Origin of the sequence: Aquimarina algiphila, assembly GCF_947494415.1 — a bacterium.
In the GTDB taxonomy this organism is placed as follows: Bacteria; Bacteroidota; Bacteroidia; order Flavobacteriales; family Flavobacteriaceae; genus Aquimarina; species Aquimarina algiphila.
The window spans coordinates 241,854-257,023 of the sequence record NZ_CANLVC010000008.1; the positions used below are offsets into that span (position 1 = coordinate 241,854).

At 30.8% G+C, this 15,170-nt stretch carries 18 protein-coding genes; 14 read left to right on the forward strand and 4 right to left on the reverse strand.

The window, feature by feature from the left end:
* The first annotated feature begins 6 nt into the window (after window positions 1–6).
* Window positions 7–1,329 carry a S41 family peptidase gene (locus tag PQF96_RS18725; protein WP_271767773.1) on the forward strand — a complete coding sequence of 441 codons (1,323 nt, stop codon included), beginning with the start codon at window positions 7–9 and terminating at the stop codon, window positions 1,327–1,329.
* 189 nt (window positions 1,330–1,518) lie between these two features.
* Here the strand turns inward: PQF96_RS18725 and PQF96_RS18730 are convergent, their stop codons facing one another.
* A complete protein-coding gene (locus tag PQF96_RS18730; RefSeq protein WP_109437422.1) occupies window positions 1,519–1,743 on the reverse strand; it encodes a hypothetical protein in 225 nt (74 codons plus the stop codon).
* 100 nt (window positions 1,744–1,843) lie between these two features.
* On the opposite strand from PQF96_RS18730, the gene PQF96_RS18735 reads away from it, so the two are divergent.
* Entirely contained in the window at window positions 1,844–2,188 is a 345-nt protein-coding gene (locus PQF96_RS18735; RefSeq protein WP_271767774.1) for a hypothetical protein, read from the forward strand.
* Window positions 2,189–2,340: 152 nt separating this feature from the next.
* A complete protein-coding gene (locus PQF96_RS18740) occupies window positions 2,341–2,910 on the forward strand; it encodes a hypothetical protein (RefSeq protein WP_271767775.1) in 570 nt (189 codons plus the stop codon).
* Between the two features lie 11 nt (window positions 2,911–2,921).
* Here the strand turns inward: PQF96_RS18740 and PQF96_RS18745 are convergent, their stop codons facing one another.
* Entirely contained in the window at window positions 2,922–4,184 is a 1,263-nt protein-coding gene (locus PQF96_RS18745) for a hypothetical protein (protein ID WP_271767776.1), read from the reverse strand.
* A gap of 123 nt (window positions 4,185–4,307) precedes the next feature.
* On the opposite strand from PQF96_RS18745, the gene PQF96_RS18750 reads away from it, so the two are divergent.
* Window positions 4,308–5,414 carry a hypothetical protein gene (locus PQF96_RS18750; RefSeq protein WP_271767777.1) on the forward strand — a complete coding sequence of 369 codons (1,107 nt, stop codon included), beginning with the start codon at window positions 4,308–4,310 and terminating at the stop codon, window positions 5,412–5,414.
* A 15-nt stretch (window positions 5,415–5,429) separates the two neighbouring features.
* On the opposite strand, the gene PQF96_RS18755 is transcribed toward PQF96_RS18750, so the two are convergent.
* Entirely contained in the window at window positions 5,430–6,305 is an 876-nt protein-coding gene (locus tag PQF96_RS18755; protein ID WP_271767778.1) for a hypothetical protein, read from the reverse strand.
* 3 nt (window positions 6,306–6,308) lie between these two features.
* Window positions 6,309–6,584 carry a hypothetical protein gene (locus PQF96_RS18760; RefSeq protein WP_143915036.1) on the reverse strand — a complete coding sequence of 92 codons (276 nt, stop codon included), beginning with the start codon at window positions 6,582–6,584 and terminating at the stop codon, window positions 6,309–6,311.
* A 223-nt stretch (window positions 6,585–6,807) separates the two neighbouring features.
* Between PQF96_RS18760 and PQF96_RS18765 the strand changes: the two genes are divergently transcribed.
* The 10 genes from PQF96_RS18765 (at window position 6,808) to PQF96_RS18810 (ending at window position 15,133) form a co-directional block, all read left to right on the forward strand.
* Complete coding sequence (locus PQF96_RS18765; protein ID WP_271767779.1) at window positions 6,808–7,923, forward strand: serine hydrolase domain-containing protein; 1,116 nt, start codon at window positions 6,808–6,810, stop codon at window positions 7,921–7,923.
* 10 nt (window positions 7,924–7,933) lie between these two features.
* Window positions 7,934–8,263 (forward strand): DUF6249 domain-containing protein, encoded by a 330-nt coding sequence (locus PQF96_RS18770; RefSeq protein WP_109437414.1) that lies wholly within the window; start codon window positions 7,934–7,936, stop codon window positions 8,261–8,263.
* A complete protein-coding gene (locus tag PQF96_RS18775; protein WP_271767780.1) occupies window positions 8,253–8,831 on the forward strand; it encodes an RNA polymerase sigma factor in 579 nt (192 codons plus the stop codon). Before PQF96_RS18770 ends, PQF96_RS18775 begins: the two co-directional genes overlap by 11 nt.
* Window positions 8,828–9,166: a hypothetical protein gene (locus tag PQF96_RS18780; RefSeq protein ID WP_271767781.1), complete on the forward strand. Its 339-nt coding sequence runs from the start codon at window positions 8,828–8,830 to the stop codon at window positions 9,164–9,166. The genes PQF96_RS18775 and PQF96_RS18780 overlap by 4 nt, the downstream gene beginning before the upstream one ends.
* 26 nt (window positions 9,167–9,192) lie before the next feature.
* Window positions 9,193–9,729, forward strand: a complete 537-nt coding sequence (locus PQF96_RS18785) for a Crp/Fnr family transcriptional regulator (RefSeq protein ID WP_109437411.1) — start codon at window positions 9,193–9,195, stop codon at window positions 9,727–9,729.
* Window positions 9,730–9,805: 76 nt separating this feature from the next.
* Window positions 9,806–10,327, forward strand: coding sequence for a GNAT family N-acetyltransferase (locus tag PQF96_RS18790; RefSeq protein ID WP_109437410.1), 522 nt, complete (start codon window positions 9,806–9,808; stop codon window positions 10,325–10,327).
* Window positions 10,328–10,393: 66 nt separating this feature from the next.
* Window positions 10,394–11,737 carry a DEAD/DEAH box helicase gene (locus PQF96_RS18795; protein ID WP_271767782.1) on the forward strand — a complete coding sequence of 448 codons (1,344 nt, stop codon included), beginning with the start codon at window positions 10,394–10,396 and terminating at the stop codon, window positions 11,735–11,737.
* 11 nt (window positions 11,738–11,748) lie between these two features.
* On the forward strand, window positions 11,749–13,062 hold the full coding sequence (locus PQF96_RS18800; RefSeq protein WP_271767783.1) for a DEAD/DEAH box helicase: 1,314 nt from the start codon (window positions 11,749–11,751) through the stop codon (window positions 13,060–13,062).
* Window positions 13,063–13,293: 231 nt separating this feature from the next.
* On the forward strand, window positions 13,294–14,847 hold the full coding sequence (locus PQF96_RS18805) for a DEAD/DEAH box helicase (protein WP_109437852.1): 1,554 nt from the start codon (window positions 13,294–13,296) through the stop codon (window positions 14,845–14,847).
* Window positions 14,848–14,941: 94 nt separating this feature from the next.
* Window positions 14,942–15,133: a cold-shock protein gene (locus tag PQF96_RS18810; protein ID WP_109437407.1), complete on the forward strand. Its 192-nt coding sequence runs from the start codon at window positions 14,942–14,944 to the stop codon at window positions 15,131–15,133.
* Window positions 15,134–15,170: the final 37 nt, after the last annotated feature.

Here is a 15,170-nt window from a genome sequence, read left to right on the forward strand (position 1 = left end):
GTATTTATGAAAAGTATAATAGTAATCGCATTTCTTTTCATTATAACGCCTTCCTTTTCTCAGTATCATAATAATGATATTATAAAACAGGCACAAGAATTATTAGAAAAGAATTATATCTTTTTGGATAAAGCAAAAGAAACAAATGCACACCTTGATGTATTAATGAAAAAAGGTTTCTTTGATGAAAAATCTCCCGCTGATTTAGCAAAAGCACTTACCTTAGAATTGCAAAAGATTACAAAAGATAAACATCTTCGTTTTTCGGCCCCTAGAAAAGATCAAGGAAAAAAGAAAAAAGAAAGATCTATTACAGCAAACCTAGCCAGGTATAGATCTCCGATGTTACGAGGATTTCAACTTTTGAAATCTAATATTGGTTATATAGATTTGGCATTTTTTGGTGGTTCTGAAGAACATCTGGCAAAGATAGACCTTGTTATGAAAGAGATGCAAATTGCGGATGCTATTATTATTGACATGAGAAGAAACGGAGGAGGACATCCAACCACTGTTAACTATCTATCCAGTTACTTTTTTAATGAAAAAGTATTACTTAATTCTATATATTCTCGTGCACAAAATCATACCGAAGAATTATGGGTTGTGGATGTAAATGGAACAAAAAGGCCTAAAGTACCGGTGTATATACTAACTAGTACATCCACATTTTCTGGGGCAGAAGATTTTTCATATACCATGCAAAGTAGAAGTAGAGCTACTATAATTGGGGAAGTCACAGGAGGAGGGGCTCACCCTACACGATATTTTCCTTTGGATCATGGTTTTGGAATAGGGATACCTTTTGCAAGAACTATTAATACAGTTACAAAAACAAATTGGGAGGGAGTTGGTGTACAACCAGATATTAAAATGGTTGCTGATGATGCTCTGGAAAAAGCAAAGGAATTGGCAATAGAAGAAGCTTCAAAGTATAAGAATTCTCTTTTTGTACCATTAGAAAAGGCACTTACTGCTTTAAAAGATAAAAACGGAGAAGGTGCAGATAAAAATAAAGTACATAAACAACTTGAGTTGTTGGTGAAAGCCAATATACTTGGAGAAGGAAGTATTAATGAACTTGGATACGAATACATGCAAAGTAAGAAAACACAAATAGCTCAGGTTATTTTTAAATCAAACACCCTTCTGTTTCCAGATTCTGCAAATGCTTGGGATAGTCTTGCAGAAAGTTACTTAAATTTAGAGAATAAGGAAAAAGCAATCGAGTATTATAATAAAGCCATAAAAATGGATCCTGATGGAGGTGTTGGAGATAATGCTCGAGCAATGCTAAAAAAAATTACAGCAAAAGTTGTAGCACATTAATAAATTAGATACTAATTATTTAAAACATACCTTTTGAAAGATGATCTACCAGATCATTTCTAAGAAAAGATAATTTTAAAGGAGCCAATATCCTATAAGATTAACTCTTAGAAATGATCTGGTTTTGTTTTTGGAGTAAAACTTCAAGCCTATTTTTAGTGATCAAGCTATAAAAGTAAGAGAGTTTACTTATTTCTCCTTATAATCTATAATATCTTTTATTTCCACTCCCATATAATCGGCTATTTTCTTTAACCGTTCAAAGTCTTTTAATAGATCTTTTCGCTTAACGACATAATCTCCGGCCTGCGGACTTACTCCCAGAACTTTTGAAATACCATATACCGTTTTAGCTCCTTTACTTTTTTTAAGGAGCTTTTTTAATTTTCTATTAACCATAAAACAAACATACATATAATGTTTGATTAATCAAATAAATTTTTATTAAAAAAATATTTGATTATTAAAATAATGTTTGTATATTCGTGAAATACAAATTCAAAATCATCAAACTATGAAACTCTTATTGGCAACTGTAGTATTTTGTGTATCTATAGGAAATGCAACCCCATCGATAACAGATCCTATCTCATTAAAAAAGAAAGATAAAATTGAGCGTAAAAAAGAAGATGCTTCTCAAAATAAAAATGCGCATTCTTTAAAGAAATGGAGAATCACAATAGAGTATACTAATGGTAATGTATTATCTAAGACCATTGTTGTTAATAAAAATTCTGAATTAAGTGCGTTAGAAACAGCTTTTAAAGAAGCTGACAAACATTTGAAGAATATTAAAAATGTTAAAGAATATAGCATATCTCCCGTTACCAACTCTTATGTGATATTAGCAGGAGAATAAAATTTAATCAATACCCTGAACTTACCTATACTTATAAAAAAGGATCGTACATTACGGTCCTTTTTTATATCTCTAAAATTATCATTAACAATTCTAGATTAAATTCAAAAAGAAGTTTATACCTTTCTTAACTATTGCAAATTAATATTGATATGTCTAAAGTATTCTCTGTTTTTCTTTTTTTAAGTTGTTTAATGTCATTAACAGCACAGGATGATAATCCTTCTCAACAATTTTGGAATTCTTTACATAATTTATGTGGAAAATCATTTGAAGGCATTCTAGAATTACCAGCAGAAGATGATCAATTTGGAGGAAAAAGATTGGTAATGCATGTGCGTCAATGTAGTAATGATGTAATTAAAATACCGTTTTTTGTAGGAGAAGATAAATCCAGAACTTGGGTATTAACTCATATTAATGATCAAATTATGTTGAAACACGATCATAGGCATCAAGATGGTACCGAAGATAAGATAACACAATACGGCGGCACAACAACAAATCCCGGACAAAAAGAGATACAGATATTTCCTGCAGATAAAGACACGCAAAAAATGATTCCTAAAGCTTCAACAAATGTTTGGTGGATAACTATAGACGAAACAAAATTCACATATAATTTGAGAAGATTAGGAACACCAAGAGTTTTTAGAGTGGTAATGGATATTACAAAACCAGTCAAAAATCCCGAGGCACCTTGGGGTTGGAAAGAAAAATAAATGTAATCTAACTATTTAAAATTTTCATCAAGAATTACTTCTTCATTGAGTTTTTCTGTTACATTCAAATGAGCTACTTCTCCAGCTCCCAAAAACCGATATCGAAGACCGACAATATTCCCCATAGATTTATTATACTGTCCAGAATAGATTTTTTTATTGTCTATTAACACAGTTACGTGTTTTTCTTTTATATCTATATGTATTGTTCTAAATTCTGATAAATCTACGCCAAAAGCAGAAAGATCATTTTCCTTACCTTTTAAGTATAGATCATTAAGCATAAGGTTAATATCAGAAACGCATCCTGGTATTGAAAAAGGGATGACTAGAGCACCGTTCGTTCCAAGAATTACAATTTTTAAAGATTGACAAATGGCCCACTTTTCGTTATATACATTTCGTACTGAAGTTTTTATAGATAAGTTATCCCCAGAAGAACCTTTAAAATCTTTTACCAAATGAAAAGAAGAAACAATAGGTTCTGTACTGGTTGTAATTTCTTTAATAATAGATTTCGGAAAAGACAAATTACTATGAAACAGATTATCACTTTGTATATATTTAGGAACTGGCTTGTAATCTATTGTACCAATCCAACCAGGAGAGGTAATAAATAAATCATGTTCTTTTATAATTTTACCATCAACTAGAAGTTTTGCTCCAAAATAACCAGGGTAGTAATAGATTCCTGTTGCCTGATCTTGTTTTGGATTTATTTTAATAGTCTTAGTGACATCCCAAAACTGTTGAATATAGATGCTGTCTGATGTAATATGATTTAAATCAAAATCAAAAACTACAGAGTTAGGTAAGCCATCGGTTATGGGGCGGCTACTAAATTCAACTTTTGTGAAGTCAATTGTTTTCGATGTATTCTGATTAGATCCAATCATAGAATAAAAAGAAATAAATACAATTGTCAAAACCGCCGCAGATGTTGCAATAATCCCCATATTTTGCAAGACTTTTTTTTCTAACCATGAGGATTTTTGACTTTCATTCTTGTGTTTAAAATCCCTCCAGTTTAGATATCCGGCAAATTGTGAAAGGGTATTTAACGTGCTAATACTAGGTGCACTTTTGTAACTCACTTTACCCCAAATTCGTTTTAATGTAGTCGGACTTAAAAGAACTTGAGTACGTTGTTGAATAATTTCACTTAATTCAATAAATACATCATTATGCCAAACATCAGAACTTCCCCATTCGAGATTTTCTTCAATTTCGAGGAGACATTTCTGTACTAATTTATATTCTGGATATGTATTCATAATCTCTAACAAAAATCATCAAAAAATACGACTTGAACAACATTGAATCGATTTGAACGAACTTGTTTCTGCTTTATTTGGTAATAGGTTAGAACTTTGAGTTCAATCAAAAAATTAAATCTAATGATCAAGGTATTCACTTTCGTTTTATTGAGCACACTTTGTATTCACACTACAAAATCACAAAATATTACCCCTATTGATACAACACATTGGGAAATTAATGCTCAGTCTTATGTCTTAGAGAATTTTAAAGGCAAAGACGCTATTTATATTCAACGCGGCTTAGCATACCTCAAGGACACCAAATTTTTAAATGGGACTATAGAATTTGATGTGTATCTCACAGAACGCCAGGGGTTCCCAGGAGTTCGCTTTAGGGCAGTAGATAGATCTAATATGGAATCTTTTTATCTACGAGCTCATTTGCCGGGAAAACCCGATGCAAATCAAGCTACCCCAGTTATTAATGGGGTTTCGCCCTGGCAACTCTATTTTGGACCGAGATATTCTTTTCCCTATGACTATAATTATGAGGGTTGGACACATGTAAAACTAGTAGTTAACGGTCGTAGAGCTCAGATATATTTGGATTATGCAAAAAAACCGAATCTATCTTGGGATTTGATTCGTGAACCCCGTGAAGGAGAAGTAGCTATAGGGGGAGGAGGAGCTTCGGCTATGCACTATGCAAATTTTACAATTAATAAAAATGAATATGACATTGTAGATTTTAAACCAATAAAAAGAAAACCAATAGAAGGGTTAGTTCCAGAATGGCAAGTTTCTGATATTTTTGAAGAAAAGCAGTTAGATGATATTACGAACTTAACAAAGGTTGTTAAGTCCAGAAAGTGGGGTAAAATGATTCAGGTAGAAGAAGGTACTGCTGCTAATATTGCAAGAGAGGTAATTTTAAGAGATGGAACTCCGAGAAATACTGTTTTTGCAAAAATTACCATTACATCGGATAAGGACCAGGTAAAATTATTTGAATTTGGATATAGTGATAGGGTGGTTGCTATTTTGAATAATAATGCTATTTATAAAGGAACCAATAGATGGAGATCCAGAGACTACCGATATTTAGGAACTGTTGGATTGTTTGATGCAATATATTTGGATCTAAAAAAAGGAGAAAATACGCTACTGTTAGCTGTTTCTGAAGATTTTGGAGGTTGGTTAGTTACCGGTAAATTCTCTGATCCAAAAGGGGTTACAATTAAATAAAACTCATTTTTATATTTAAAACTTCACATTAAGACTAATGGCGGTAGTTTCTATTTTGGCATATTTTAAATCAGGAGCATATCCATTTCTATAAGTAACACCTATACTGATATGTTCCTGTTTTCCTGGATAATAATTAAATGAAAGATTTACTAAAGGAAGCTCTTTTTTTATGGTAGAACTATCGCCCAAAACCCCTCTATAAGTTCCGTCAAAAATAAGCTGTATAGATTGTGGTAAAGCCCAGTATTCTATAAATAATCGTGCAAATAAAGCAGAAAATGTTTCTGTTTCTCCTTGTGAAACCAGATCAGGGACTTCATTGTATTCATAACCAAAATATGGAAAGTATAACCCTTTATAATCTACTTCATCATTTTTAAAACGCCATGTAACTCCAGGTAAATATGAATATTCTGGGTCACCAATAAATGACAATTGTCCCACATACCTTAGCTCATTATGATCTTCCAAAAGATTACGTTTAAATGCAAAATTGGATAACAGATAAGGTTTTAGTGTAAAACTTTGACCAAAATAATACTCTGCATTGATACCAGCACTTAGTTTATCGTTTTCATTATCCTCATTAGAAGACTTATGCCATTCTGCTACTGGATAAAGTAATAAAACAGAATTTGTATGTTCCAGTAACTCGATTTCGCCAAATTTAATAGCTAAATCTACATTTATAAAATCATTATCTGATTTATGATTCTCAAAGAAACTAAACGTAGCAGGTTTATATTCATTAACAGAACCATCAAAAGTTTTTCTAATGCTAATATTATTTCGCTCTAACCAATTTTGAGTATCATCTTGAGAAAGGAGGTCCGCAGGAATAATACATACACATAATACTACTACAATTGGAATAAAATAACTTTTCATAACCTAGTGGTTTATTTTGTTATTGATCAAATTACAAAGTAGAGCAACGGTTAAATTACTTTTCTTTATTTCTGTTGCTAAAATTGTAGCATTAGGTTCAAAATTTTTAACATACCCTCTTAGTGCCAATGCCATACTAATTAGTTGTGGATTATTCATTTTAAGTGGGTGACTTTTCAATATAAAATTGTCCTTCAATTTATGAACAGGAAACCTTGAGAATTTAGAAACAAAGTCTTTAACATCTGTAAAAATTTCTGATTGAGTTGGCTTTTTCATAATGTTATTCTTTAATATTTCAAAAGTAACATTTGCAAATGACTTTTATATATCAACCCTTAGTATTATTGAAGAGTTGAGAATATTTAAGGTATACATATTAATACAAATAATGTATTTATCGAAGTGTTAAATAACAATTTTGTAACCTTTTTTAACAACACTTTGTCAAATCAATGTGAATTCGCAATAAAAGTAAGTAATCATATTAATTTTATACAAGATGAATCAATCAAAACGAATAGTATCCTATACTATATTTTTATTAATATTTTCTTTTGGAATTTTTGCTTTTTATGGACAAAGCGATAAAAGATATATTAAGACCGTAAGTGGAAAACCTGTATCCATTTCACAATTAGATAATCATATTAAAAAAATAATGGATTCAATAGCAATGCCAGGACTTTCTATTGCTATTATTAATAATGCTGAAGTTGTGTACCATAATACTTTTGGAGTGATAAATATAAAAGGTAAATCACCTGTAACTAAAAAGACAATTTTTGAAGCTGCTTCTCTTTCAAAACCACTTTTTGCTTATTTTGTCATGAAAATAGTAGAGAAAGGAAAATTTGATTTAGATACCCCTATATATCCACATTTGAAAGAGATTTTTCCAGCTAATACTATAGATAGTGTTTCATTTGATTATTATAGGACTATTACACCTCGTATTGTACTTTCGCATGCTACGGGAATCCCAAATTGGGCAAAAGGAAAACCTATTCATATCGCTTTTAAACCAGGAACAGGGTTTTCATACTCGGGTGAAGCGTATCAACATCTTGGAGCCGCTATGGGAACAAGTTTAGGTATAGGTTGGCATAGTAAATTGGATACTTTGTTTCTTAAAGAAGTAGCTCACCCATTGAAGATGAATACCAGTTTTTATACCTGGAATGATACTATAAAAAAGTATAAAGCAAAAGGACACCAAAAAGGAAAAGTGAACCTCGAAATAGAAAAGTACAATGCTGTTGGACCGGGATATAGCCTTCATTCTGAAGCTTTGGATTATGCTCGGTTTTTGATAGAAATGATGAAGCCAAAGCACTTAAAACAAGAATTAATCGATGAAATGTTGAAAGAACATAATCATTTTAAATCAGATAACAAACTTTTAAAAGAAGTAGGGCAAACAGGATGGGGGCTTGGTTTTGCACAAAAACCGACAGCTAATGGATTAATGCATTTACATACAGGCAATAATCATGATTTTCAATCATATGCCATGTTTGTGCCAAAACAACAATACGGAATAGCACTATTTACAAATTCAGATACGCTACTTCCTTTAATAGAAAAAATAGGAGAATTAATAGAACAACAATTTTAAAGTATAAAACATGGAAAATTTAGGAGAAGCCCTAGGAGGTTTGATCATAGTAATTGGATTAGTAGTAATGGTTTTTATCGTAGCCAAATACAATTATCTAATAAAAAAAGCAATGATAGAAAAAGGATTGGTCCCAGAACAGTCTCAAAGTAAATTTAAATATATAGATATAGGATGTATTGTTTTTGGGTTAGGAATCGGACTATTATTTTCGTCAATTTTCACATCGATTGATTTAACAGAAGACACTACAGATTTATTGGTGTGGGGTACCATTTTAATTTTTGGTTCGGCGGGATTAGTTGCTGCTCATTTTATAAGAAAAAGACTTGAAAGATAGAATCGAAGATAATGATATCCATCTAATCAAGCAGATTAAAGAGGGAGATACAACCGCTTTTAGACATTTAGTCGAAAAGTATAAGGATGTATCTCTTACTCTTGCTATATCAATATTGAAGGATCAAAGTATAGCAGAAGATGTTTTACAAGATGTATTTATTAAAGTGTATCAAAAAATAGGCACATTTAAATTTAAATCAAACTTTTCTACCTGGTTATATCGTATTGTTGTTAATACAAGTTATAATGCTTTTAAAAAACAAAGAAGTCATATAAGTATTGATAAAATTAATAGTCATGAAATAGAGGCAAATCAAAAAACAGGTGTCGAGAAACTTAAGGAAAAGGATCAAAAGAAATATATCACACTTGCTTTGGAACGCTTAACACCAGACGAAGCGTTGCTGATAAGACTTTTTTATCTTTGTGACTTAAAGATAACAGAAATAAAAGATGTTACTGGTTTTAGTGTTTCAAAAATAAAAGTAGGTTTACATAGAGGAAGAAATAATATGAATTTTATTTTAAGAAAGATATTAGAAAAAGATATAGATAGTTTGTTATGAATGATAAGTTAACTCAGGATTTAGTAAAGAAAAGTATGATTCATACTTCAGATGATTTTACAGACTTATTGATGAATAAGATTGAAGAGAAAAACAAGCAGGAAATAAAAGTTGTTTTTCCTGTAAAGAAGCTTCTTTTTGGAATAGCTACAAGTTTAATTATAATAAGCTTCGGGGCATTTAAGTTACTTGCCTCGTCATATCATTTATTTAGTTTGGATATACGTATTTCAAAAATGCCAGTATTGATAACGATTGTTTTATTATTTCTTTTAGGAATGTATTATATTCTAAGGATGAATGAAGTGTATCGTGGTTTAAAAAATGAAATTTAAAAACTTTTTCATCATATTTAGATAGAATGAATGCGATTCAGCAATTGAAAAATAATCTGGAGAAAGGAGGAATTCTAACAAAATTCAAAACTCTAGAAAGAGAGGAGTATTTAAAAACGGCTAATAATATTAATACAAATTTGTATTTTATCTCAGAGGGAAGCCTTAGAGTTTTTTATGTTAATGATAAAGAAGAACATACTTTGTATTTGGGATATAAAAAGTCATTGATAACTGCTTTGGATTCTTTTTTCTCAAATAAAGTATCACAGTTAGAAATTCAGGCCCTTAAAAAAACAAAAGTCGATTTTATTTCCAAAGATGACTTTATGAAATTTATGATGAGTAATCCAGAGAATTTATCTTTATGGTATGCGATCTTAGAAGAACTTATTTATTTACAAACCGAAAGAGAAATTGATCTTTTAATTTCATCTCCGGCAGAACGATATCAAAGAGTTTTACAAAGAAGACCAGAGTTATTTCAGGAAATTCCGCACAAGTATATTGCTTCATATCTAAGAATGGCCCCAGAAACACTATCCAGAATTAAGAGATATTGATTTCAATCAATTTTTATACGCTTATTATGTGGTTATTTTGTAGCTATTCCAATACCAAATAATAATTCTTTAGCAGATGAATAAGTATATAGTAAAAATGTTAAGTGTAAATGATAACAATGCATTCTTTCAGTTAATTAACACTAATAGAGAGCGATTAGAAGATTTCTTTGCAGGAACAGTTTTACGTACTAAAACCATAGCAGATACAATCAATTATTGTGAAGAAATAGAGCAAAAAATTAACGAAAAGTCTTACTTTCCATACCTTATACTTGAAAAAGAATCAAACGTGATTGTAGGCTTTATTGATGTTAAAAATATTGATTGGAATATTCCAAAAGCAGAATTAGGAGCTTTTATCGACTCAAAACATGAAGGAAAAGGAATCATTACAACTACAATGGCTTCTTTAATTGATGATATTGTAAATGAACATCATTTTAAGAAATTATTGTGTAGAATTTCTAGCAGAAATACGAGAAGTATTAGAGTAGCCCTAAATAGTGGTTTTGAATTAGAGGGGACTATACGATGTGATTATAAAACTACTAAAGGTGAAATTGTTGACTTGAATTACTACGGTAAAATCTTTTAATATATTGAGTTTAAAATTGGGATAGTCTTTCCATTTTATACCTCTATCTTTGCCAAAATTTATTTTATGTCAATACAGTTTTCCGATTTAGGAATTATAGCTCCTCTTCAAAAAAGTTTAGAAGACTTAAATATTTCTACACCAACAGATATTCAAAAAAAATCAATTCCCGTCTTATTACAAAAAAAGGATGATTTTGTTGGTTTAGCAAAAACAGGGACAGGAAAAACAGCCGCTTTTGGATTACCATTGTTACAATTGATTGATGTTGATAATAAAAATATTCAAGCAGTAATATTAGCACCGACCAGAGAGTTAGGACATCAGATTTATAATAATTTAATGTCTTTTGCAACATATTTACCTAACATATCTATAGCTTCAATTTGTGGTGGAATTCCGATTAAACCACAAATAGAACGATTAACAAAAGTAACACATATCGTTGTTGCTACTCCGGGACGTTTAATAGATTTAATTAAACGAAATGCTATTGACATAAAAATCGCTAACTACCTAATTCTTGATGAAGCAGACGAAATGGTGAGTTCTCTAAAAGATGGTTTAGATGAAATAGTCTCAGTATTGCCTAAAAGCAGAAGAACTATTCTTTTTACCGCCACAATGCCGGGAACTATAAAACAGATGGTACAAAACTATATGTCAAAACATGTCATACAGGAAAGTGCTGATATGGAAAAGATAGGTCATCAGGGGATAGACCATCGATATGTTGTTGTCGAACCTATAGAAAAATTAGATGTTTTAATGCATTTTTTAACGTCAAAAGAAGGAGAACGAGGGATCATTTTTTGTAAAACAAAAGCTGCAGTAAATAAACTCGCCAAAAATTTGGCAATAAATAAATTCTCTTCTGGTGCTCTACACGGAAGTCTATCACAGCCCATTCGTGATAGAATTATGGAACAATTTAGAGAAGGGCATATACATATTCTGGTAGCCACTGATCTGGCTGCAAGAGGAATTGATGTTAAAGAAATATCGTATGTGGTTAATTATCATTTACCAGATGTATATGAAACATATGTACATCGAAGTGGAAGAACCGCAAGAGCAGGAGCGAAGGGGTTATCGTTAACTGTTTTGCAAAAAGAAGAAATAATAGATATTGCAGAGTTTTCTGATGAGTTAGATATTAACTTTAAAGAATATAATAAGGTAGATGCTCAAAGTATTGAAGAGAATAAAGGATTGTTATGGGCTAAAAAAATATTTAAAACTAAACCAAATCATGACCTCTCTAATCAGTATAAAGAGAAAATAAAAACTGTTTTTCATCATCTCACAAAAGAAGAACTTATTGAAAAAATGATCGCAAACTATCATATTCAAAATACATCAAGTGTTCCTGTGGTTAAGACAGAGGTGTCTAAAAAGAAAAGAAAGTAATATATATTGATATGGCAAATAATATTAAAGGACAAAAACGAATTCTTGATAAATTGAATATTGAGAGTTTAAATCCAATGCAGGAAGAAGCTCTTGTTGCCGTTGAACATACAGATAATACAATTATTTTATCACCTACAGGAACAGGAAAAACCTTAGCTTTTTTATTACCGGTTATTTCGGGAATGGATCCCGATTGTACTGATATACAAGCATTGATCTTAGTGCCATCACGAGAGTTAGCCATTCAGATAGAACAAGTAGTTAGAGAAATGGGATCAGGTTATAAAGTAAATGCTGTATATGGTGGGCGATCTATTTCTAAAGACAAAGTGGAACTAAAACATACTCCGGCAATCCTAATAGGAACACCAGGTAGAGTAGCAGACCATTTTAGCAGAGAACGCTTTTCAAAAGAAAACATAAAAACTTTGATATTAGATGAGTTTGACAAATCTCTGGAAATTGGTTTTGAGTATGAAATGAGAGGAATTATTAATGCATTACCTAATATTAGAAAGCGTATACTCACTTCTGCAACACAAGAAATTGATATTCCGGATTTTGTACAACTAGAAAACCCTACTATTGTTAATTACTTAAAAGAAGGAGTTTCTAATTTGGCTATTAAAACCATAATTTCTCCATCAAAGAATAAATTAAATACACTTGTATCAGTCTTAAATCATATAGGTAATCAACCCGGAATTATATTCTGTAATTTAAAAGATACAATAAAAGATGTAAGTGACTTTTTAGATAAAAACAATATAAGTCATGGATGTTTTTATGGTGGAATGGAACAAAAAGACAGAGAACGATCTTTGATCAAATTCAGAAATGGAACACATCAAATCATAATTGCGACTGATTTGGCAGCAAGGGGAATTGATATACCAGAGATAAAATTTATCATTCATTATCAGCTTCCCATAAAAATGGAAGAATTCACACATAGAAATGGTAGGACTGCAAGAGTAGATGCTAAAGGAACTGCATATGTTTTAAAATGGGAAAAAGAGTATTTGCCAGATTTTATTAAAAATGCTGAAATAGAGGTGATTAATGACCAATCTGTACAAAGGCCTTCTCAATATTGGCAAACTTTATTTATTTCTGGAGGTAGAAAAGATAAGATTTCAAAGGGAGATATTGCAGGTTTATTTTTTAAACAAGGGAAAATTGATAAAGATCAATTAGGAGTTATAGAATTAAAACAAGATTGCACTTTTGTCGCTGTACCTGCATCTATTGCAAATCAATTAGTAGCTAATTTAAATAATAGCAGACTGAAAAAGAAAAAGGTAAGAATAACAATTATTTAACCGATATGTGTAGAATTACTGTTGGATAATCAAAGAATCAATCAATACTTGTATTAAGCCAATAGTTTTAATAGATTCTGCTAGGAATTAGAATCTCTTTTTTGATTTATTTCTTCTTTATTTAGTGTATAGAAATACGAATTTTATAAAATGATTTAATTTTTTCATCATAAAATTCTTTAAAAACCCATGAAAGGCCTTAATTTTACATCCCTTAAAAAAATAGAGGCTATGTCGGAAATAATTACTAGTTCAGAAGAGAGGAAAACAGGAAAAGAATTATATAGTTATCAAAAAGGAGCTATTAATAAGATTTTTAAAAGTTTTGAAGATGCTCGCGAAGATTACCATCTATTATATCAATTACCAACTGGTGGTGGAAAAACGGTGATTTTTTCTGAAATAGTACGACAATATTTAAAACATCATAATAAGAAAGTTTTAGTGATGACGCATCGCATCGAGTTATGTAAGCAAACCTCTAATATGCTTACAGGATTTGGTGTTGTAAATAAAGTAGTTGATAGTAAGGCCAATCTTGATGATCAGGAAGAGTATAGTTGTTTTGTGGCTATGGTAGAAACATTAAATAACAGACTTAATGAGGATAAATTAGATATTTCAGATATAGGTTTGGTTATTATTGATGAAGCGCATTATAACTCTTTTACCAAGTTGTTTAAATTTTTTGATAAATCCTTTATTCTAGGAGTAACAGCAACTCCGTTGAGTTCAAACATGAAGTTACCTATGAAGGATAATTATGATGAGCTAATTACTGGTGAAACCATAGAATCCCTTATAGAGAATGAGTTTTTGGCACGTGCAGAAGTCTTTGCTTATAATATGGGATTGACTTCATTAGAAGTTGGATCTAACGGTGATTATACTGTAAAATCATCAGAAGATTTATATACTAATAGTGATATGCTTGGGAAATTACTAGAAGCCTATAAAAAGCATTCTTTGGGTAAGAAAACTTTAATTTTTAACAATGGGATTAATACCTCATTACATGTATTTGACACCTTTAGAGCTGCAGGATATCCTATAGCACACCTTGACAATACCGCTACCAAAAAACAAAGGAATCAAATCCTTACTTGGTTTAAGGAAACACCAAATGCTATTTTGACTTCGGTGAGTATTTTAACAACAGGATTTGATGAGCCTACGGTAGATACCATTATTTTAAACAGAGCGACTAAATCTCTTACTTTATATTATCAAATGATTGGTCGAGGTTCTAGGATCTTAAAGAATAAAGCTAAATTTTCTGTTATTGATCTAGGAAACAACCTTTATCGTTTTGGACCTTGGGGTGCAGATTTAGATTGGCAGAAAATATTTAACTCTCCTAACTATTATATGGATAGGCTTCTCAATGATGAGGAGATAGAAAGTAAATTTAAGCATGAAATGCCAGCCGAGTTGAGAGCTGAGTTTGCTAATTCTGAAGAGGTGTATTTTGATATTAAAGATACATATATCGAATCTGTGAAAAAGGGACAATCTTCTAAAGTCGTTTTGGAACAATCTATAGCGCAACATGCAAAAATATGTATTGAAAATAGTGAGGATATCTATGATGCATTAGGTTTAGCAAAGATGTTGGGTGAGGATATTGATCATAGAATACAGGCGTATGCAAAATGTATAAGCAAGAGTACTTATAATTTTTTAAGCTGGTTAAAAGATGATTATAGAAAGAAGTTAAATTCTTATCTACGTGATAATTTCGATACATTATTTGAAGAAATTCATGGTAGGCCGCCTGAAGATTAATTTAATTAGATAGTATAATTTTAGAAAGTTTGATTAAATTTATGGCACCATATTTGAATATGTTAAAATAATTATTAAAATTAATATTATAACAATGAGTAAAGGAACAGTAAAATTCTTCAATGATGCTAAAGGTTTTGGTTTTATTATTGAAGAAGGTTCAAACAAAGAACATTTTGTACACATTTCTGGATTAATAGATGAAATTCGTGAGGGTGATGAAGTTGAATTTGATCTTGCAGAAGGTAAAAAAGGATTAAACGCGGTAAATGTAAAAGTTATTTAAATATATATACGCTAAAACTTTTTATTCAATGCCTGTC